At 36.1% G+C, this 21,155-nt stretch carries 21 protein-coding genes and 1 pseudogene; 18 read left to right on the plus strand and 4 right to left on the minus strand.

Annotation, left to right across the window (positions count from 1 at the left end; translation table 11 throughout):
• Nucleotides 1-7: 7 nt before the first annotated feature.
• Both J3U73_RS09670 and J3U73_RS09675 read right to left on the minus strand, forming a co-directional pair.
• Nucleotides 8-160, minus strand: a complete 153-nt coding sequence (locus tag J3U73_RS09670; RefSeq protein WP_103752600.1) for a teichoic acid D-Ala incorporation-associated protein DltX — start codon at nucleotides 158-160, stop codon at nucleotides 8-10.
• Between the two features lie 118 nt (nucleotides 161-278).
• Nucleotides 279-596: a hypothetical protein gene (locus J3U73_RS09675; RefSeq protein WP_267410320.1), complete on the minus strand. Its 318-nt coding sequence runs from the start codon at nucleotides 594-596 to the stop codon at nucleotides 279-281.
• Nucleotides 597-1,161: 565 nt separating this feature from the next.
• Between J3U73_RS09675 and cbpB the strand changes: the two genes are divergently transcribed.
• The 3 genes from cbpB (at nucleotide 1,162) to J3U73_RS09690 (ending at nucleotide 4,624) form a co-directional block, all read left to right on the plus strand.
• Nucleotides 1,162-1,632, plus strand: a complete 471-nt coding sequence (gene cbpB, locus J3U73_RS09680) for a cyclic-di-AMP-binding protein CbpB (protein WP_220268770.1) — start codon at nucleotides 1,162-1,164, stop codon at nucleotides 1,630-1,632.
• Nucleotides 1,633-1,939: 307 nt separating this feature from the next.
• Nucleotides 1,940-2,521 carry a hypothetical protein gene (locus J3U73_RS09685; protein ID WP_267410322.1) on the plus strand — a complete coding sequence of 194 codons (582 nt, stop codon included), beginning with the start codon at nucleotides 1,940-1,942 and terminating at the stop codon, nucleotides 2,519-2,521.
• 231 nt (nucleotides 2,522-2,752) lie between these two features.
• Nucleotides 2,753-4,624, plus strand: a complete 1,872-nt coding sequence (locus tag J3U73_RS09690; protein ID WP_220268772.1) for a heavy metal translocating P-type ATPase — start codon at nucleotides 2,753-2,755, stop codon at nucleotides 4,622-4,624.
• A gap of 125 nt (nucleotides 4,625-4,749) precedes the next feature.
• On the opposite strand, the gene J3U73_RS09695 is transcribed toward J3U73_RS09690, so the two are convergent.
• Nucleotides 4,750-5,427, minus strand: coding sequence for a CPBP family intramembrane glutamic endopeptidase (locus tag J3U73_RS09695; RefSeq protein ID WP_267410323.1), 678 nt, complete (start codon nucleotides 5,425-5,427; stop codon nucleotides 4,750-4,752).
• A gap of 259 nt (nucleotides 5,428-5,686) precedes the next feature.
• Between J3U73_RS09695 and J3U73_RS09700 the strand changes: the two genes are divergently transcribed.
• From J3U73_RS09700 to J3U73_RS09750, 11 genes are all read left to right on the plus strand, one after another.
• Nucleotides 5,687-6,778, plus strand: a complete 1,092-nt coding sequence (locus J3U73_RS09700) for a YdcF family protein (RefSeq protein WP_374106798.1) — start codon at nucleotides 5,687-5,689, stop codon at nucleotides 6,776-6,778.
• Nucleotides 6,779-6,977: 199 nt separating this feature from the next.
• On the plus strand, nucleotides 6,978-9,329 hold the full coding sequence (locus tag J3U73_RS09705; RefSeq protein WP_267410324.1) for an ATP-binding cassette domain-containing protein: 2,352 nt from the start codon (nucleotides 6,978-6,980) through the stop codon (nucleotides 9,327-9,329).
• A gap of 159 nt (nucleotides 9,330-9,488) precedes the next feature.
• Nucleotides 9,489-10,214 (plus strand): glucosamine-6-phosphate deaminase, encoded by a 726-nt coding sequence (locus J3U73_RS09710; RefSeq protein ID WP_267410325.1) that lies wholly within the window; start codon nucleotides 9,489-9,491, stop codon nucleotides 10,212-10,214.
• A 158-nt stretch (nucleotides 10,215-10,372) separates the two neighbouring features.
• The gene (gene amaP / locus J3U73_RS09715) at nucleotides 10,373-10,927 is read left to right on the plus strand and encodes an alkaline shock response membrane anchor protein AmaP (protein ID WP_267410326.1); all 555 of its coding nucleotides are present in this window, start codon (nucleotides 10,373-10,375) and stop codon (nucleotides 10,925-10,927) included.
• Nucleotides 10,928-10,938: 11 nt separating this feature from the next.
• A complete protein-coding gene (locus J3U73_RS09720) occupies nucleotides 10,939-11,121 on the plus strand; it encodes a DUF2273 domain-containing protein (RefSeq protein ID WP_103752610.1) in 183 nt (60 codons plus the stop codon).
• Nucleotides 11,122-11,137: 16 nt separating this feature from the next.
• A complete protein-coding gene (locus J3U73_RS09725) occupies nucleotides 11,138-11,662 on the plus strand; it encodes an Asp23/Gls24 family envelope stress response protein (RefSeq protein ID WP_103752611.1) in 525 nt (174 codons plus the stop codon).
• Nucleotides 11,663-12,149: 487 nt separating this feature from the next.
• A complete protein-coding gene (locus J3U73_RS09730) occupies nucleotides 12,150-12,800 on the plus strand; it encodes a deoxynucleoside kinase (protein WP_103752612.1) in 651 nt (216 codons plus the stop codon).
• A 12-nt stretch (nucleotides 12,801-12,812) separates the two neighbouring features.
• Nucleotides 12,813-13,499 carry a deoxynucleoside kinase gene (locus tag J3U73_RS09735; protein ID WP_103752613.1) on the plus strand — a complete coding sequence of 229 codons (687 nt, stop codon included), beginning with the start codon at nucleotides 12,813-12,815 and terminating at the stop codon, nucleotides 13,497-13,499.
• A gap of 221 nt (nucleotides 13,500-13,720) precedes the next feature.
• Nucleotides 13,721-14,362 carry an amino acid ABC transporter permease gene (locus tag J3U73_RS09740; RefSeq protein ID WP_103752614.1) on the plus strand — a complete coding sequence of 214 codons (642 nt, stop codon included), beginning with the start codon at nucleotides 13,721-13,723 and terminating at the stop codon, nucleotides 14,360-14,362.
• A 15-nt stretch (nucleotides 14,363-14,377) separates the two neighbouring features.
• Nucleotides 14,378-15,043, plus strand: a complete 666-nt coding sequence (locus tag J3U73_RS09745) for an amino acid ABC transporter ATP-binding protein (RefSeq protein WP_267410327.1) — start codon at nucleotides 14,378-14,380, stop codon at nucleotides 15,041-15,043.
• Entirely contained in the window at nucleotides 15,033-15,881 is an 849-nt protein-coding gene (locus J3U73_RS09750) for an amino acid ABC transporter substrate-binding protein (protein ID WP_267410329.1), read from the plus strand. The genes J3U73_RS09745 and J3U73_RS09750 overlap by 11 nt, the downstream gene beginning before the upstream one ends.
• A 3-nt stretch (nucleotides 15,882-15,884) precedes the next feature.
• Here J3U73_RS09750 and J3U73_RS09755 read toward each other — a convergent pair whose 3' ends face one another.
• Nucleotides 15,885-16,679: a Cof-type HAD-IIB family hydrolase gene (locus tag J3U73_RS09755; RefSeq protein ID WP_267410330.1), complete on the minus strand. Its 795-nt coding sequence runs from the start codon at nucleotides 16,677-16,679 to the stop codon at nucleotides 15,885-15,887.
• Between the two features lie 229 nt (nucleotides 16,680-16,908).
• Between J3U73_RS09755 and J3U73_RS09760 the strand changes: the two genes are divergently transcribed.
• The 4 genes and pseudogenes from J3U73_RS09760 to J3U73_RS09775 all read left to right on the plus strand — a co-directional run bounded on the left by J3U73_RS09760 (nucleotide 16,909) and on the right by J3U73_RS09775 (nucleotide 21,107).
• Nucleotides 16,909-18,216 (plus strand): NCS2 family permease, encoded by a 1,308-nt coding sequence (locus J3U73_RS09760; RefSeq protein WP_220268780.1) that lies wholly within the window; start codon nucleotides 16,909-16,911, stop codon nucleotides 18,214-18,216.
• A 133-nt stretch (nucleotides 18,217-18,349) separates the two neighbouring features.
• Nucleotides 18,350-18,490: a hypothetical protein gene (locus tag J3U73_RS09765; RefSeq protein ID WP_267410331.1), complete on the plus strand. Its 141-nt coding sequence runs from the start codon at nucleotides 18,350-18,352 to the stop codon at nucleotides 18,488-18,490.
• Between the two features lie 160 nt (nucleotides 18,491-18,650).
• Nucleotides 18,651-19,495: pseudogene (locus J3U73_RS09770) on the plus strand (DASS family sodium-coupled anion symporter).
• Between the two features lie 301 nt (nucleotides 19,496-19,796).
• The gene (locus J3U73_RS09775) at nucleotides 19,797-21,107 is read left to right on the plus strand and encodes an NCS2 family permease (RefSeq protein ID WP_220268781.1); all 1,311 of its coding nucleotides are present in this window, start codon (nucleotides 19,797-19,799) and stop codon (nucleotides 21,105-21,107) included.
• The last annotated feature ends 48 nt before the right edge of the window (nucleotides 21,108-21,155 follow it).

A 21,155-nucleotide genomic window follows, 5' to 3' on the forward strand; every position in this document is an offset into this window, starting at 1 on the left:
TACCACCTTAAAATTCATTGTAAATAAAGTGAACCGAGGTTAGGCCGCTATATTGATACAAATAGATTAATGCTATTAAAATAGCACAATAAATAATTGTTGTGAGCATAAACTTGCCAACACGTTTAGCACGTGAAGGAGTTTGATCTTTTTTAACCATATTCTTCATATCTCTTTCAATATCAACAAATATACTATCGAACATAGTACTACTGTTCCTGATTAACCAAAGATTTTTTGCTATTCTTTTACCAAATTTAAATATTTTATTAACAATTTCAAAGTTTCTCCAGCTTACGGCTGGCACTATAAGCGAAATAAAGCGGTATCAAAATAATAAATGGCATAAAAAGAAACGAAAATACCATCAGTATTAAAATTTTTCCCGGCTTATGCCACATTTCACTTTCAGCGGTTGTTAAAACAAAAACAGCAAAGATAACTATAGTAGCTATTTCCAATAAACAGATGATTGCTAAATCTTTTGCGCCTACCATTCGATAAACAAATAGCCACATTGATGCTGGCAATAAACAAAACCAACCAGAAAAACGAAGCCAAAAAGTTATTTTTTTCCGAAATTTTTCTTGTTCCATTTTTCTCCTTACATTCAAAAAACCTTGATATAAAAACAATATCTCTAATTATATCAATGTAGTCTTTAACAGACAATTTTTTCATTATTCAAAAATTTACTTTATTTTAGCTTTCGTCATACTTTTTTCACATTTACTTTGTATACTAAAGCTGTGACATGATATGAGATAGTCTCATATCATGTCACACTCAACTTTTTGTTTTTCATTCATACTCCTCCAAGTATAAATAATGAAAAAACCGAAATGACTTTAAGGGTCATTTTCATATCTATCCCTTTCGACTCACGTGTATTACGTGGGTTTTTCTATGCCTTTAAAACTTCTAAAGAAATTCTTTACACTTTTATAAGGTATTTTCTAACTTTACTTCAGAATTAACGCTTATTATTACTAACTGTAGTAAGCGAAAAAGCTTGCTACATACTCCCACTTTTTATTTCATTCATTCTTACTCCTTCAAAGTAGATGAAAACTAACAAGGCTCGCAAATGTTGCGAGCCTTTTTCCTTTGTTATAGGATAAGCATATTAATGTATACACTTACAAACGAAAGGTCCATTAGATGTTTTCCCCCTCTATTCAGCACTTATTAGAAGAAAAATCTGGTTCATTTATTATTCCAGCTACAAGAATAGCTTTTGTTGAAGATGATAATCCTCTTTACCATGCCTTTTTAATTTTGACGAAAGTCAAATATTCGAAAATTCCTGTTCTCGACCGCAAAAGTCGTGTCGTCGGTCTACTCAGTCTAGCCATGATTACTGATAAAATGATGACAACTGACAGCATTACCCTTGAGCCATTAAATCAACTAAAAGTGCGCGACGTTATGCAAATTGAGTTTGATAAAATCAACTTTGCGCAGACGACTTTGGAAACTCAGCTGCATTTACTAGTTGATAATGCGTTTTTACCAGTAATCGATGATTATGGTGTCTTCCAAGGGTTATTAACAAGACGTGAGTGGATCAAAGCGTTTAACTATGTGGCTCATAATTTTGAGCAAAAGTACAAAGTTCTACCTAAAAAATAACAATAAATAAAAAATAACATCCGTTATTACTTTTTTACTACAATTTTTAAGAGTATTTTTTAACACCTGTACAAAATATGTACTATAATGATCTTAATAGAAATATATAATTACTATAGCTTAACTATATGGCATTTATATTACTATGTTGCTTATAATCAAATAATAACTATGTGTATTTTTTAATATGTGCTTAAACATAAATAGTTGTTGTAAAAAGTTGGCTTTATAAGCGTAAAAATAAATTGATTAAAATAAAAAACGAAGTAGGTTTCTCTTTTTATCAGTCAGAATGGAAGATACTAAGATGACAAATAAAACAATTTCTGAGCAATTAACATTTTTAATCCAAGCAATTATTAAAGATTGGACGTATCCTGGGGGGCAGGAACTAACTTTAAAGCAACGGCAAGATTTAGTTGCTCAATTAAAAAAAATCGTACATGATTCAGACGACATGAATGAAGCCAGAATAATCGCAGATGCATTTTATAAAGATAAAGTTGTCAAACACTTTAGATCTATGGATACAAACTTTTCGTGGATTTTTGAAATTATACAACACGAATTAGTTTCGGCGAGTCGTTTACAAAATTTACTACTGGATTTGGCTCGTGAAGAACACTTTTCAGATAAAGGAATCAAAAAAATCAATCATTATTTTGCGGAATCGTCTGATCACGGCGATAATGACAACTTTATTACTTTGTCTTCGTCGGATGTTATTGATTCAATAAGCCGTGCTAAGACATTTCAAGTTGATCATACCGCCAAAAAAGATAGTGATACTAAAACACCGGTATCGGAAAGGGCGCAAGTTAATAATGATACGGAATTAGACGAGCCTAAAAGTCACGCTGACAACATTATTAATTTAAAAGATTATTGAAGAAAAAAGAAAGTTAAATCATTTAATACTGTTAGCTCTGCTTCTATTCAAATTTATTTGGACGGCAGCTTTCACCAAAGCAAAGTATGTTAGATTTAGCTTTCTTTTTTTGCCATTTTTAGTTCGACTAAAATTTTCAATCTAATTTAGACTTATTCTAATTAAAGTAAGTAATTTAGTGTTAAAATTGGAAGCAAATAATTTTATTTTAGTCACTGGAGGAAACAGACAATGAGTTTAAGACGGCAATGGAAGTTTATTCTTGTACTAGTAATTGGTGCAATTGGCCTTATATGCCAATTTGGCTTTCACACCAAAAATTTGTTTCAAATCGGTAACTTGCAGTTTCCGATTCAAGCACTATTGATTGATGTTGTGGGCATCATGATGACAATTTCATTATTAGGTGAAATTGTCAGTGATTTTAAATCTGGCCGTTACGGTGTTGACATCTTGGCAGTTATCGCAGTTATTTCAACTATTTTAATTGGCGATATCTGGGCAGAATGGATGATTTTAGTCATGATGACTGGTGGACAAACATTGGAAGATTATGCTACCGGCCAAGCCGACAAAGAATTAAGATCTCTTCTCAGCAATTCACCCACAATCGCTAATAAAATAGTTAATAGCGAGTTAGTGTCAGTTAAAGTAGAAGACTTAAACATTGGCGATCACGTTTTAGTCAAACCGGGCGAACAGGTTCCGGTAGACGGAAAAGTTGTCAGTGGAGAATCAAGTTTCGACCAGTCCTCATTAACTGGCGAATCCGTGCCAGTGCACAAAAATATTGGTGATGAATTAATGTCTGGCTCGATTAACGGCAGCGTAGCAGTGGAAATGGTTGTCACAAAGAAAGCAAACGATTCTGAGTACCAAACTATTGTTTCATTAGTTGAATCATCACAGGCTAAACCGGCAAAATTTGTTAAAATGGCTGATCGCTACGCTGTTCCTTTTACTATCATTTCCCTAGTAATCGGAATTGCAGCCTGGATTCATTCAGGTAATCCAATTAATTTCGCTGAAGTTATGGTAGTCGCTTCCCCTTGCCCGCTTTTAATTGCTGCACCGGTGGCTCTTGTTTCGGGCATGAGTTCAATGTCAAAACATCATATTATTGTTAAATCCGGTCCAACACTTGAAAAACTAGCTACGGCCAAGACCTTTGCCTTTGATAAAACTGGTACTTTGACTGAAAACCAACTGGTAATCGATGAGATTGTGCCTGCCAAAAGGACCTCTTTTAGCCAAGAACTACTATTAAGCTATGCTACAAGTGTTGAACAACAATCCAGCCATATTATTGCCAACTCTCTAGTTGATGTGACTGATAAAAAATTATTGAAACCTGCTACCGATATTAAGGAAACAACTAGCCAGGGAATCAGCGGGATCGTTGAAAGTCACTTAGTTAAAGTGGGTAAAATGAGCTTTGTGACTGAAGAAAAAGCAGCTCCTTCAGTTAACTCAACGGCAATTTATATTTCAGTTGATAATCAGTACGCTGGTTACATTACTTTTAAAGATCAGGTACGACCAGAAAGCCAGCAAACTATTGCTCGGTTAAAGCGGCAAAGTGGAGCTCACATCATGATGTTAACGGGTGATCACCAGGATGTAGCCGAAAAAATTGGTAAAACAGTTGGCGTGAACGATATTCGTTATAATTTATTACCTGCACAAAAAATTGAAGCAATTAAACAAGTACCAAAAGAAAAGCGTCCAGTTGTCATGACTGGTGACGGCATCAATGATGCGCCAAGTTTGACCGCTGCTGATGTTGGTATCGCCATGGGTGCTAAGGGGGCTTCTGCCGCTAGTGAAAGTGCTGATGCAATTATCATGGTCAATGATTTATCTAAAATTAATGATGCTGTAGCGATTTCTAAACATACAATGAAAGTAGCAAACGTTGATGTTTTAACTGCTATTACAATCGTGGTTATTATCGAATTAATCGCCTTTACCGGAGTTATTCCAGCTTTTTGGGGGGCAATTTTACAAGAAGTTGTTGACATGATTTCCATTAGCTTGGCTCTTTTGGCAAAAACTACACCGAAAAATCCGGCCCAAACAGGTATCGCAGAACCACAAAAATAATTTACCTACAAAAAGAACCTTGTAAATCGTTTGGTGTTCAAGGTTCTTTTTTCTTTTAAAGGGTAGTGTTGTTACATCTGAAACCATATTATTATCTTTAGTCATTTACTTTAATCAAAACCGACTCATATAAAGCCTAATGAGTTAAACAGCACATGAGTAATAACCGAATATCGCAAATCCTTTGTTTGAACGTAAACCCATGCCAAAATGCACCCTAAAAACCAATAGATCCAAATAAATTTGGTTAATCCAGGATCATGCGCAAAGCCAAAGACAAAACCACTAGCTAATATACCAACCCATTTATTGAAATTGTTATTATCAGAGAAAAACATATTAAAAAAAAGGCCACGAAAAATGGTCTCTTCAAAAACGGGCGCAATAACCGTAATCATCGGAATAAAAAAACTACCGGCGTGTTTTGAAATAGTATTAAGATCAGCTTGATTTGCTGAAGTAGTATTTACCCCAATATGAAGGATTAGTGTCAGTACGATTTCTGATAGAAGCATTAAAAATGCGGCTACCACAGCAAGCAATAATCTATTAGTTGACCAATGAGGTTTTTCGTTAAATTGCCAGTCATTTTTCTTATTCAACTGACCACAGTAATATCGCAGCAAAATAAGAAGGATTGCTAGCGTTACTACGAGTGTTAATGCTAGATAAATAACGGTATTTAGATGATAATTCTTAATTATTTTATTCGGAAAAAAATAAAATTGTTCAACCACCCCGTACATGACAAAGGCTAAAATGATGACAATTAAATTTCCTAGGAAATAAATAGCTTTTTTCATTTGACTTTTCCTTTAAAGTAACAGCCAATAAGTTAGACGATTCATTTATTATGGACGTTATTAACTCCGCGTGCAAGTTTCAAGAGGTAATTACCCAGCGACTATAATTATTCCCTGGGGAATAATTATAGTTGTTAAAGAAGGCTAAGCTCTATAAAGCTAGTACCATTATTTGTAACTACTTTGTGCGTGCTTTATTTGCTATTACTTTTCTTTTCTTTTTACTATAATAGAATTAGTCTTATTACTGACGGAGGAAATCATGAGCAGTCTTTTTCAATTTTTCAGCCAAAATAAGCCATTTATTTGTTTGTCACTAATAATGTTGGCATCTTTTCTTGTTTTCTTAATTTCTTGGATAAAGGAACCACGTAGATTACTAAACGGAATTTTTTTTACAGTTTTTCTGTTAATGTTTGGCATCTGGCTGACCGTAGCAATTTTATCTACTAGTTTAAGGCCGCTAATTCTTTCTTATGAAATCCTACTAGTACTTTTTATTGGTGCAATTACCCTTATTGTCACTTTTTCTTGGTTATTCTTTCTTTGGAATGCCTATTTTGTTTGGAAACGAGAAACACACACTATGTCAAATCTCTTAACCCTATTTATCGGTATTGCCATTCTCGTCTCGTGGATTATAGCTTTAGTTGGTCCTTTCAATAACTTTCCTTCCTGGGCAAAAACACTACTATACACACCAATAGCTATCATTGATTATCTATTGTTTGTAGCTTATAATTTTTTGGTTAATTTAACGCTTTACCAAATTGTTCCACGACAATATAATCAAGATTATTTAATTGTCCTTGGTGCTGGTTTAGCCAAAGGCAATACTGTTACTCCTTTATTAGCAAGTCGTATCAATCGCGCTATCCAGTATGCGCAAAAACAAGTTGCTAAAGGACGCAAAATGCCTAAATTAATTATGTCTGGGGGTAAAGGTGGCGACGAACAAATTTCTGAAGCTGAAGCAATGTCCCAATATGCTGTTGGCCGTGGAATCAAACCCGATTACATTATTTTAGAAGCTCAATCCAAAAACACTTTTCAAAATATGAAGTATTCAGCTGCTGCTGCTTTTAATGATTTTGGTAGTAAAAATTATCGTGCTAAATTTTTCAGTAATAACTATCACATCTTTCGGGCCGCATTATTCGCTAAAAAAGCTGGCCTTAACGCTAATGGCGTGGGAGCTTATACCAGATTTTACTTTCTTCCCAACGCTATAGTAAGAGAATTCGCGGCTATCCTTGTGCTTAACAAAAAGCGTCATCTTATTATTACTTTGTTAATTATTGTTTTCTTTATTATTTATGCCCTTTTACAATTAACTGGGCTCGCTCATTAATCTAATATTCAACTTTAAGCTTAGAGCATATTTTAAGAAATATGCTTTTTGTTTTATAAAAATAATTTTTAGTTAGCAATTTTGTGGCAATAAAGTTAATATATTATAAATACTATTAACAAACTTTAGATTTATTTAATTATAAATGTTAAACTGTTTTTTATGATTATTTAACTAGAGGGAAAAGGAAAACAGCAAAATGCTTCAATTAAAGAACTTACGCAAGTCATATCATGTTGGCGATTCTGTAACCCATGCTTTGGATGACGTGTCCATTTCATTTCGAAACCAGGAATTTATAGCAATACTAGGGCCCAGTGGATCGGGCAAAACGACAATGCTAAACGTTATTGGTGGTCTTGACCGCTATGATAGCGGCGACTTGGTTATCAACGGGAAATCAACCAAAAATTTTAAGGAAACTGATTGGGACGCATATCGTAATAATTCTGTAGGCTTTGTTTTTCAGAATTACAATTTAATTTCACACTTATCAATTATCGCAAACGTTGAGTTAGGTATGAACCTATCTGGCGTTCCTGCCTCTGAGAGGCGCAAGCGTGCGATTGATGCCTTATCAAAAGTTGGCTTAAAAGATCATATCGCTAAAAACCCTAATCAGTTATCTGGTGGACAAATGCAACGGGTCGCAATTGCTCGTGCACTTGCCAATAATCCCGACATTCTTTTGTGTGACGAGCCCACGGGTGCTTTAGATACTGAAACCTCGGTGCAAATCATGAAATTAATCAAGGAGTTGTCGAAAGATCGTCTTGTTGTCATGGTTACTCACAATTCTGATCTAGCTAAAGAATATGCAACTAGAATCGTTAATTTCCAAGATGGCCAAGTTTTAGATGACTCAAACCCGTTTACACCTATTAGTGAAAAAGACACGTTTAATTTAAAGCGGACAAAAATGTCATATTGGAATGCCATCAAGCTGAGCTTTACCAACATCATGACTAAAAAGGGGCGTACCACTTTAACCGCATTTGCCTCTAGTATAGGGATTATATCAATTGCCATTGTCTTGTCCCTGTCTAACGGTTTTCAAAAACAAATTGATACTACTATGAGCAAAGCCTTGGCGAAGTATCCGGTAACAATTACGAAAACCGAAACTGACCTCAATAGTATTAGAGATCGTGAAGAAGCTGACAAAGAAAAAAATGTTAAAAATCGGGGTTATATCATCGCTAAACAGGATAGACTACTAAAATCCTCCCATGAAAACAAATTTACGCGCGAATACATCAATTATGTTAAAAAAATCAATCCCAAATATGCCAATAATATTTCTTATCAAGTTGGTGCTAATCTTAATTTAATTGGTAATGATAATGGCCAGATAAAACCTGTCCAGTTTTCACCTCTGCCAGCCGGAACTGCCGCCTCCCAAGCTTACGAACAAATGCAGTCCCAAGCTGCTAGCATTTCCTTTATGGGTTCATCAGTTTTTCCAACTTCACTTGATCAAAGCAAAGGAAACTTCCTTAAAGATAATTACCAGCTTCTTTCCGGAACATGGCCCAAAAAGGCAACCGATTTAGTTATGGTAGTAGATAATAAAAATTCGCTTAATCTTAATGTTCTGAAGAACATCGGCATTAAGATAAAGTCAGGTGAAAAAATAGACTATCACAAGGTGATCGGCAAAGAATTTAAAGTAGTTTCTAACAATAATTATTATCAAGAATTACCGACTGGCATGTTTATTCCTAAAAAGCCTGATAGGGCGATGTATGGTAATAGCAAAATTAAATTGCGTCTAGTCAGCGTGATTCGACCCAAAAGTGCGGATTCAATGGCCTTGCTTTCTGAAGGCATTGTCTACAGCGATAAATTAGCTGTTAAAATCATTAATGAGAATCAAAACTCTGATATTGTTAAAGCTCAGAAAAAAACTTCACGCAATGTTATGACTGGACAAAATATGAATGGCGCTGTTAAGAAGCAAATGATGCAATCAATCGGCGGTTCTAGTCTTCCCGCCGGGATTATGATCTACTCTAATGATTTTGAATCTAAAGACAAGGTTTTAGACTACCTTGATAAGTGGAACAAGGGTAAAAAGAAAAAAGATCAGATCCTTTACACTGATATGTCTAGCGCGGTTACTTCCATGACTGGTGGTTTACTCAGCGGAATTACAACTGTGCTAGTCGCCTTTGCAGCAATTTCACTCATAACCTCGATGATTATGATTGGTATTTTAACTTACACATCTGTGCTAGAGCGAACCAAAGAAATTGGAATTTTAAAGGCTCTTGGAGCAAGAAAGAAAGATATCACACGAGTATTCGATGCCGAAACGTTTATCTTAGGAATTTTTTCTGGTGTATTAGGTGTTGTCATCGCTCAATTGCTTGTTTTCCCGATTAATAGTATCTTGTATTCGATCACTAACCTTGCAAATGTTGCGCAACTTAATCCCCTTCACGCGCTAATCTTAATAGTTATTTCTACTATTTTAACCGTGTTAGGCGGGCACTTACCTGCACGAATGGCAGCTAAGAAAGATGCAGCGATTGCTTTAAGAAGTGAATAAAACCGTTAAAAGCAATTATTATGTTACATGTGAAACATAATAATTGCTTTTTCCCTGCTTAAATTTTTTTGAATAAATATCATGTTTCTTTTTGTAGCTAGTTGACAAATTGGTATATGCCAATTTATAATAAATTTATGATATTTTGGAGGCGTAATTATGAAAATCATCGTTACAGATAGTAAAGAAAATGGCAGCACTAAAGGTTTTAAGCTTTTTGAAAAAAGCATTAACAACGGTGCTAAGGTAATCGGCTTAGCTACTGGCTCTACCCCAGTAGGCCTATATCATGAATGGACTGAAAGTGATCTTGATAATACCAACTTGATCAGTATTAATCTAGATGAATATGTTGGCTTAACTTCTGATAATGATCAAAGTTATCATTACTTCATGCAAAAAAATTTGTTTGCAAAGAAACCTTTTAAAAAGTCATACATTCCTGATGGTATTAAAGCAATTAACGATCCACAAGGTGCATCTGATGATTACAACCAAATTATCGCTGAAAATCCAATCGACATTCAGCTTCTAGGTTTAGGTCAAAACGGTCATATTGCTTTTAACGAACCAGGAACACCTTTTGATTCGGTAACTCATGAAGTTAAATTGACTGAAAATACCATTGAAGCCAATTCACGTTTCTTTAATAAGATTGAAGATGTGCCAAAATCTGCAATTTGTATGGGTATTGCAAATATCATGGCAGTAAAAGAGATTGTCATTATGGCCTTTGGTGAAAACAAAGCGGATGCTGTTAAGAAGATGGTTGAAGGCCCTGTAACCGAAGATGTACCTGCTTCAATTTTGCAAAAACATGATAATGTAACACTTATTGTCGATAATGCTGCTGCAAGTAAGCTTAGTGCTAGTGCAAAGAATTAGATAATAAAATAACAAAGATAGAAAAAAGATGCATTAATGCATCTTTTTTTGTGTCCTAAAACAGTAAATCCTAAACAGATATAAATTGGTGCATATCGCTAGGCTAACAAAATAATCCGTATTATGATTAAGTTGAATCATGAGAGGATGGTGATAAGTTGAAGCGAAGTAAAAAGTGGTTACTGGTAGTGTTAATGATTTTATTATTACCCTTGCCAATTTACTTTCTATGGGAAACTAGTGGTTTTTGGCAAAAGTATTTAAAGATTAAACTACCCAGTATGGGGACACTAAATCCAGTACTAGAATGGTATTTAATCGTTGTCAGCGCTGTTGTCCTTTTAGTTTTAATTATTAGTTTATTAGTTGTCCTATTTTGGCCTGTTCAAAGGTACTTTATTTTGATTCACAAGCATGACGGACAAGTCAAAGTTACTAGCAAAGCTATTAATGGCTACGTCATGAATTCATTGGCAGAATTGCCTTTTATTAATAAAGTCAAGGTTGATTCAAAACTCACTGATCATAAGATCAACATCAAAATTAGTGGTAATCTTGGGCGCGGTGAAAATGTTAGTGCCCTTCTCGAAAATTACTTAGAAGAGTTAAAGAACAACCTTAACCGGTTATTGGGTATTGAACAGAAGCCAAAGATCAAAATCAAATTTGTTAATTATCAAAACCCCGATAAACCAGAGACGCGCGTTCAATAAAGGAGGCTGAAATGAACGAAATTTTACAAAAACACCTCCCAGAAATATGCGGTGCTGTAATCGGCTTGTTACTAGCATTTTGTTTTTTGGGACTAGGATTTTTTAAAACTATTTTTGTAGTCGTAATGTTAGTAGTTGGTTTTTTAGTCGGACACTATTGGCCCCTGCTGAAAAGTCTTGTAAGTAAACAATAATTGAAAGGAACTTAATATGGTACAAAATAATAATCAAAGTAGTGCAAACAACTCAAGCAGCTCAAAGCAAGAAATTAAGGGCGACTTAAAGTATGACGAAAAAGTCATTCAAAAGATTATTGGTATTGCCCTCTCCGATGTTAAAGGCTTATTGGATGTTAACGGCGGCTTTTTCTCAAACTTAGCTGACAAGATTGTTAACAACGATGATGTTACCAATGGTGTTAATGTTGAAGTTGGTAAAAAGCAAGTAGCAGTTGATATCGAAATTATTGCTGAATACGGTGTTGAAATTCCTAAACTTTATGATGAAATCAGACAAAAGATTTACGACAAGGTTAAGGAAATGACGGGCTTAGACACGGTTGAAGTTAATGTCACCGTTGTTGATATCAAGACTAAAGAAGAACACGAAAAAGATTCAGTCAGTCTGCAAGATCGGATTACCGGTGCAACACAAGATGCCAAGGATAAGATTGGCGAACAAAAAGATAAGGTTGAAGACAAAGTCGAAGATAAAAAAGAAGACCGCGTTAAATAATCACCCTTTAGCAGGATAAGTTTTAAAAAGTGAAGTAGTACACTTAAATGCTACGTCACTTTTTTGGTTTCACGTGAAACGAAGTACTTTTTATCAAAGCAAAATAGCACAAAAGCCGTCTAATTTAGCTGGATTTTTTATGTAGCAATAACTAAATCTACCGCCATTAACAACTAAGATAACCTCTTAAATTTTATACCAGTTATTGCATAAAAATATTGCCAATTTATTACTGTTTAAAAACAAAATAATATACCAAAAATTGACGACTGTTTTTTTAGCACTGCTCAGTTACTTGGTTTCACGTGAAACAATAACTATTGATCTAGATATTGAAAAATATTTGGTTGTACTCAGTAATTTTTTAACTATTTTATACAAAATCACTTGACTTTTTAGTGGCAATTTCAATTAACTTTTTACTTGTATGCCACTATATCTCGTATTAAACTAGATAAGAATCTATATATTGTATTTAAGAAAGAACGTGATTCAAGTTATTGTTTTAAGCGGGCCAATTGGAGCCGGTAAATCCAGTTTAACCAGTATTTTAGCCGAACATTTAGGTACTCAGGCCTTTTATGAGGGAGTTGATAATAATCCAGTTCTTCCTTTATATTACAAGGACATGAAGCGGTACACTTTTTTACTTAATATCTACTTGCTCAATCATCGGTTAGCTCAAATTAATCAGGCAGTCAGAGAAAAAAATAGCGTTTCCGATCGTTCAATTTATGAAGATGCACTCTTTTTCCAAATGAACGCTGAAAGTAAGGTTGCCGACCCTACTGAATTTAAAATTTATGACAGTCTGCTTGAAAATATGATGGAGGATACTCCTGGAAATCCAAGCAAAAAGCCTGACTTATTAATTTACATTCGCGTATCTTTAGACACAATGTTAAAACGCATTGAAAAACGTGGCCGTTCTTATGAGCAAATCAGTACTGATCCTAGTCTGAAAGATTACTACGCACGTTTGATTCGCTACTATGAACCATGGTATGAAAACTATGATGCATCTGCCAAAATAGCAATTGACGGCGATCGGTATGATTTCATCGGCAACGAAGACGCTAAAAAAGAAGTTTTGAACCAGATTGATAATAAATTGCGTGAAATCGGCAATTTGAAATAAAGAAGGAACGTGATGACAGTTATTGTTTTAAGTGGCCCAATTGGAGCCGGTAAATCCAGTCTAACCAGTATTTTAGCTAAATATTTAGGAACTAAGCCTTTCTATGAAAGTGTTGACGACAATCCTGTCTTGCCACTTTTTTATGCTGACCCTAAGAAATATGCATTTTTACTGCAAGTCTTTTTCCTAAATACACGCTTTCGTAGTATCAAAGATGCGCTAACCGATGATAACAATGTGCTTGATCGTTCCATCTATGAAGATGCACTCTTTTTCCAAATGAACGCAGACATTGGCCGCGCAACTACTGAAGAAGTTGACACCTATTATGAGCTTTTGAATAATATGATGAATGAGCTAAAGCATATGCCAAAGAAAAATCCTGACTTGCTTGTTCACATTAATGTTTCTTATGACACAATGCTCAAACGAATTCAAAAGCGTGGCCGACCATACGAACAGCTCAGTTATGACGCAACGCTTGAGGATTATTACAAACGGCTCTTACGTTATTACAAGCCATGGTATGAAAACTATGACTACTCGCCAAAAATGGAAATAAATGGCGATGAACTTGACTTTATGACGGACGAGCACGCTCGCGAAGTTGTTTTAGAGCAAATTGTTGCTAAATTAAAGGAAATGGGCAAGTTGCCTGAATCGTGGGATAAGTCAACGAAAATTGAAATTGATGCCTAAAGATCTAATCGCTTTTCTACTTAAAAGTTAGAGAAGCGATTTTTTTGCCATTTTGCAATGATAGTGCTTAATTAAGCGATATCATTTAAAAAGTCTACAGTCACATGCTTTATCAGAAAAAAACTGTGGTATGCTTGTTCTATGTAACTTTTTCAGGTAATTTTTCACCTAGAATTCAACTAACTCAGCTGAGTTGTACGGCTGCTACAAAGGAGAACACAATGAACTATATTATCTCAATCATGCCTTCTCTATTTTCTGGCGCAAAAATGACGCTAATCCTCTTTATATGGACACTTGTTATCTCTATTCCTCTTGGCATCATTGTCAGCTTAGGCTTAGTCTCACACTTTAAACCATTACGCCTAGTCTTGAAATTTTATATATGGATTATGCGGGGAACGCCGCTGTTATTACAATTAATTTTTATTTTTTACGGTTTGCCAATTATTGGTATCATTTTTCAGAGATACAATGCTGCCCTTTTTGCATTTGTTTTAAACTATACCGCGTATTTTGCCGAAATTTTTCGGGGTGGTTTTCAATCTGTTCCAGCTGGGCAATATGAGAGTGCGCACGTATTGCAATTAACATACTGGCAGACTCTGCGACATATTATTATTCCGCAAGTAAGCAAAATTGTAATCCCGTCAATTGGTAACGAGGTGATTAATCTGGTAAAAGATACCTCGTTAGTGTACGTTATCGGCCTAGGCGAACTGTTACGAGCTGGGAATGTGGCAACTGCACGTGACGTAACCCTTGTTCCATTGGTCTTAGTAGGCATAATTTACTTATTAATGACAGGAATTGCTTCATTTGTATTGAAAAAGATCGAACATAATTACTCTAAATGGAAATAGAGAAAAGGAACTATCATGCTTGAATTAAGAGATATTACCAAAAAATTTGGTTCCCGTGTCATCCTAAACAAATTAAACTTGACTATTCCTGACGGACAGATTTTAGCAATTGTTGGCCATTCCGGTGCAGGAAAAACAACCTTACTGCGCTGCTTAAGCGGTCTTGAAAAAATTGATTCCGGTCACTTCTTCTGGAATAAGCATGAATTTGACCCAGCCGTTCCTAACCAAAAGAGTCAAATTATTGGTGTCGTCTTTCAAAATTACGAATTATTTCCTAATTTGACCGTTAAAGACAACATTACTTTGGCACCTATATTAGTCCGCAAAGAAGACCGTAAATTAGCAGAGCAAAAAGCGCAAGAATTGTTGGAGCAGCTTGACCTGATTGGTAAAGATTCACTTTACCCCTACCAACTTTCAGGCGGTCAGCAGCAACGGGTTGCTATTGCCCGCGCTCTTGCAATGGCTCCAAGGATTTTATGCTATGACGAACCAACATCTGCTTTAGACCCTGCTTTACGTACAAAAGTCGGCGAAATAATCCTTCAGTTAAAACAAGATCATGGTATGACTCAGATCATTGTTACTCATGACATGGATTTTGCCAATCAAGTTGCTGATCGTATTTTTACAGTCAAGGCTTTGGATAACGGAGAAGGCCATGAAAATGAAGACTAAACGATTTCCAGCCCTCATAATTCTAGTTTTAGCACTAGTAATGTTATCTGGGTGCAGTGGCATTTCTTTAAATAAACGAGCTAACACGATCGATAATTGGTCTCATATTAAGCAACGAGGCTATGTTATTGTCGGTGTTGACGATACATTTGTGCCAATGGATTTCCAACAAAAAAACGGTCGGTTAACGGGTTACGATGTCGATTTAGCAAATGCTGTCTTTAAGTTATACGGCTTAAAGGTCAGTTTTCAAACAATTGACTGGTCAATGAATACAACTGAGCTGCGCAACGGTACAATTGATTTAATTTGGAATGGTTTTAGTAAAACACCGGCAAGAAAGAAAAAAGTAAGGTTTAGCAAAACCTATTTATATAGTAGTCAAGTTTTAGTTGCATTATGCCGGAATAAAATCTTTAAGCCAGCTGATATGAAACAACAAACACTCGGAGTGCAATCCGGATCATCTGGTTACAACGATGTCATGAATTATCCCCGTGTTTTTATTAACAGAATTAAAGGACACGATCCAATTCTCTACGATTCCTTCACCAATGCCTTTATTGATCTAAATGCTGGTCGTATTCAAGGTCTATTAATAGATAGCACCTACGCAAATTATTATATTTCACACGAGAAAAAACCAGAATTATTTTCTGAAGTCGACAGTCCTTTCCCCAAAGAAGAATTTGCAGTTGGAATGCGGAAAAGCGATACAACTTTATGCCGAAAAGTCAATGCAGGTCTAGAAGAGCTCGCACGAAATGGTACTTTAGACCGAATCAACCGTAAATGGTTTGGCAACAAAGCACAATCACCTTTATTAAAAGCAAAGTGATAACTATTCTAACCAATCAAGCACTTCTGCTATCCCGTCATGATTGTTATCAGATGTTACATCAGTAAAATGACGCTTTAAGTCCGCAGGTGCGTTCCCCATTATGATTGGGTGACCAACGGCTTTTAGCATTGGCTCATCATTATAATTATCGCCAAAAGCCCAGCAATTTTTCAAATCAACATTGAACTCCTCGGCTAGCATTTTAACGCCTTCACCTTTAGAAACGTCTTTAACCATTATTTCTAATAAATTAGGTGCAGATTTCACTATTACAAGCTCTGGATACTTACTGCTTAACTCCCTTTGTTCTTCAGTCAGCTGTTCAGGATTTCCTAGTAACAGCACTTTATGAACGCCTTTAAGCTCTTGAATTTGTGTAATTGAACTTGCTTTAGCCTTGACCTTCACGATTTGTTCTTCTTGCTTTATTAAATCACTATTATTTCCTGGGAAATAATACCAATCATAGCCACTATATACACTCCAAGTAGTTTGATTTTGCTTTTCTTCGATATAAGTGCAGATTTCTGCTGCCTGCTTTGCTGTCATATATTTCGAACATAATGGCCGTCCCATTTCGTCTAATACGAGTGCACCATTATAAGCAACCATTGGGCAAGTTTTCATAATTTGTCCCGCTGCTGTCATAATTGCTTGGGGCATTCTAGCCGATACCGGTATAAAAACATTGCCATTAATAATTTGTCGCCGGATTGCTTCTTTAGTTTTTGCAGTTACCTCTAATTTAGAATTGATTAATGTTCCATCAATATCTGAAAATAGCAGTTTTGCCATATTTTTTGCCTCTTCATAATTTAGCTTACTTAGTTACTTTTACTAATTTTACCGGTATTTGAATTACCGGGTCAATCTATGCCAAAGCTAAATTTGTTCGAAAATCTTTCCTATATTGTCATTTTCGCTTACTATAATTCGCATTTGCAATTATCCATTCGCGTGCTACACTATAATAGTTGTTAGTTTATAATAAAAACACGAACATTATTTTTGTAGGAGAGATTAGATGAATTTTATCAAGAGCTACTTTCAGCTCGACAAATACAAGACTAGTGTCAAGGTGGAATTTCTAGCCGGTTTGACTACCTTTATCAGTATGTCATACATTTTATTTGTTAACCCTAGTGTCTTAGGTGCTAGTGGGATGGACAAAGGAGCAGTTTTCACTGCGACTGCGTTAGCAAGTGCATTGGGAACAGCCTTAATGGGAATAGTTGCCAATTATCCAATTGGTGAGGCTCCCGCTCTCGGAATCAATGCTTTCTTTGCCTATACAGTTTGTATCGGGATGCATGTTTCATGGGAAACAGCACTTGCAGCTGTTTTCGTTGCTTCAATTATCTTTATCCTGATTACGATGTTTAAATTAAGAGAAAAAATCATTAATGCTATTCCAGCAGATTTAAAATTTGCAATTTCTTCCGGAATTGGCCTCTTTATTGCTTTTTTGGGCATGCAAGACGGTGGCATTATTGTTGCTAATAAATCCACATTAGTTGGTCTAGGTTCTCTTCATGATCCTGCAGTTTGGATTACTATTTTTGGTCTGTTAGTAACAGTTATCCTGATGATTTTAAACGTTCCTGGTGCAATTTTCATCGGAATGGTATTAGCTGCTTTGTTTGGTGTAGCCACAGGGCAAATTGCTCTGCCAACCAAAATTATTTCAGTGGCACCAAGCATTGCGCCAACTTTTGGTCAAGCTGTCTTTCACGTTAAAGACATCAACTCACTTCAAATGTGGGTCGTAGTCTTAACCTTCTTATTAGTTACCTTCTTTGATACTGCTGGTACATTAATTGGTTTGGCTCAACAAGCTGGTTTTATGAAAAATAATAAAATGCCACGTGTCGGCAAAGCTTTGGCATCTGATTCCACTGCAATGATGGCCGGTTCTGTTTTAGGAACTTCCCCCGTCGGTGCGTTCGTAGAATCAAGTGCTGGGATTGCCGTTGGTGGTCGAACAGGTTTAACGGCTGTCTTTGTCGCTATCTTCTTCTTAATTTCAATGATTTTTAGTCCGCTATTAGGTCTGTTTAATACGCATGTTACGGCTCCAGCACTAATTATCGTTGGCGTTTTAATGGCACAAAATACCGCCCACATTCACTGGGAAAAGATGGAAATTGCCGTCCCTGCTTTCTTAATCTTAATCGGTATGCCACTAACTTACTCTATTTCAGATGGGCTAGCCTTAGGCTTAATTACTTATCCAATTTGTATGCTTGCAGCTAAAAGAGGTAAGGAAATTACCCCAATGATGTGGGTACTATTCGTAGTCTTCATTATTTTTCTGGCGGTCTTAAACTTCTAAATTTAAAGAAGCGTCATGAAGACGTTAGAAAAAATAGACTACCGAAAAATCTATTTTTCTGCTTTTATTTGGACTGGTTTTCTGGTTCACAACACCGATATGACCAGCTGGTGTAACAACGCAAACATCGCACATGCTAACAATTTACACTGCAACATTTGTCGGCTGTAGTATATTGCCAATTGCAAGCATTGGGGGCACGTTAATTGGTTTTACATTAACCATCTGTCATGATTTAGTACCACTTGCAGATAAAGTAGTTGACGGCAATTAGTTGAAAAAGGGGCAATTAACGCCTTCTCTAATACCTCTGCTTGATTAATTGTAATGGTATTTATGATTTCAAGAGAATAGCCAAAACCGGTTTGGGCTAAAGAATCACTTTTTACATCATAAAGTGGTTTGGTCACAAGTCATTAGGCTTAGTCTATGCTATCGGAGCAATCGATTTAATCCTTTCGCCAGCAACTCCTTTTAATGGTGCTAGAACCGGTGGTGTGGTTTATCCATTAATCGAATCATTGGTAATAATTTATGGCTCTAATCCTAACGATCTATCACGAAGAAAAATGGAAGCGTATTTGATTTTCAAGTAAATGTCATTACTTCGTCCCTATTTATGACTGCCTGGGTACCGAACTTAATTGCAGTTGCTTTAGCGGGTAAGGGTGGCGTAACACTAAGCTGGATGCCTTGGCTTACTGCAAGTATCGTTCCCGCAGCGATTTGTTTACTCGTAGTTCCTTATTTTGTTTACAAAATTTATCCGCCTGAGATTAAGGAAACACCTAATGCAAAGGAATGGGCTACTAGTAAACTTGCTGAGATGGGTAAGTTAACCTTGCCTGAGAAAATGATGGCTATTATCTTCGTAGTCACGTTAGCGCTATGGATGCTTTCAAGTACTTTAGGAATTGACGCAACTTTAATTGCCTTTATTTCTGTTGTTCTCTTATTGTTAACTGGCGTATTGACACCAAAAGATATTCTAAGTGAAACAGGAGCATGGAATATTTTAATTTGGCTGTCTATCTTAGTCTTTATGGCAGAGAAACTAACTCAATTCGGCTTTATCGGTTGGATTTCGACTAGTATTTCTAGCAGCATGAAGGGTGTTAGTTGGTTAACAACTTTAATTATTTTGGCATTAGTACTGTTTTACACACGCTGCTTGCTTGCTGGTGCAACAGCTCACAACTCAGCAATGTTCTTGCCATTATTAACTGTTGCAATTGCTGCTGGTGCTCCAAAAGTAATGGCTGCACAATTCTTAGCATAATTCTCAGCAATTATGGGATCAACTACACATTACTCTAGTGCCGTTTCATCTGTTTTGGCTTCTGCCGACTATGCTAAACAAAGTGAATGGTGAAAAATGAGTTTTATTTTCGGTATCTTTTATATTTTGGTCTATGGCATTATTGGCCTAGGCTGGATGAAAGTAATCGGAATGTGGTAAGTAAAAAAGCAAGTCTGAAAGGGCTTGCTTTTTTATTTCCCGGGAAATAGTAATTCAAACTGGACTGTGTGTGCTACACTAGTTTAGATAGTTCATTTATAATTAATTTTTTGGAGGAAAAATGACGACACTAGATAAAGTCTTTCATTTAAACGATGCTCATACCACTGTCAAACGTGAGTTAATTGCTGCATTAACCACTTTTGTCAGTCTCTCCTACATCCTTTTTGTTAACCCTAATATTTTACATGCAGCTGGCATTGATAAGGGGGCTGCCTTTACTGTCACGGCAGTCTCCATTGCAGTTGGTTGTTTTATCATGGGCCTAGTTGCCAATTATCCTATTGCACTAGCTCCCACACTCGGAAGTGCAGCATTTTTTGCATATAATGTTTGTGGTGGCATGCATATCAATTGGCAAACTGCACTAGCTGCTGTTTTGGTAGCTTCAGTCCTATTTATTTTAATTACGATTTTAAAGCTACGTGAAAAAGTGGTCGATGCTATTCCGCAAGATTTAAAATATGCTATTTCAGCCGGTATCGGTCTCTTCATCGCCTTTATTGGTTTGCAAAACGGCAAATTAATTGTCAACAGCGACTCAAACCTCGTTACTTTAGGCAAATTTAACTCTCCTGCCGTTTGGATCACTCTTTTTGGCTTGACGTTAACAGTTATTTTAATGGCAATGAATGTTCCCGGCTCAATTTTTATCGGGATGGTTGTTACGGCTATTTTTGGTATTGTTATTGGCCAAGTGGCGGTACCAAAAGCTATTGTTTCAGCAGCGCCAAGTATCGCACCTACATTTGGTCAAGCCGTCTTTCACTTGAAAGATATTAATACGCCGCAATTATTTATGGTAGTTCTAACCTTTTTATTAGTCACTTTCTTTGATACCGCCGGCACACTTATTGGTATGACCGAACAAGCTGGAATGGTCGATAAAAATGGTAAAATACCTCGTATCGGTAAAGCCTTTGTTTCTGACTCCCTAGCCATGGTTGAAGGAGCGGTTTTAGGTACTGCTCCCCTTGGAACCTCAGTGGAATCAAGTGCTGGGATTGCTATGGGCGGACGGACTGGCTTAACTGCAGTATTTGTAGGTATTTTCTTTTTAATCAGTATGATTTTTAGTCCTTTACTTGCAGTGATTCCGACTACAGTTACCGCTCCAGCTTTAATTATTGTCGGCGTGTTAATGGCGGGCAATTTAAAGAAAATTAACTGGGACAAATTTGAAATTGCCTTTCCGGCATTTCTCACTGTAATTGGTATGCCTCTGACATACAGCATTTCTGATGGTTTGGCACTAGGAATGATTGCTTACCCAATTACAATGCTCGCTTCTAAACAAGCCAAAAAAGTCTCACCGATGATGTACGCATTATTTATCGTCTTTGTCATCTTCTTTTTAGTGACAAATATGTAATCTTTTATAAGCAAAAAATACCGCTTCCAACCAAGTGGTATTTTTTTA

Origin of the sequence: Lactobacillus sp. B4005, from assembly GCF_026536045.1 — a bacterium.
Lineage (GTDB): Bacteria > Bacillota > Bacilli > Lactobacillales > Lactobacillaceae > Lactobacillus > Lactobacillus panisapium.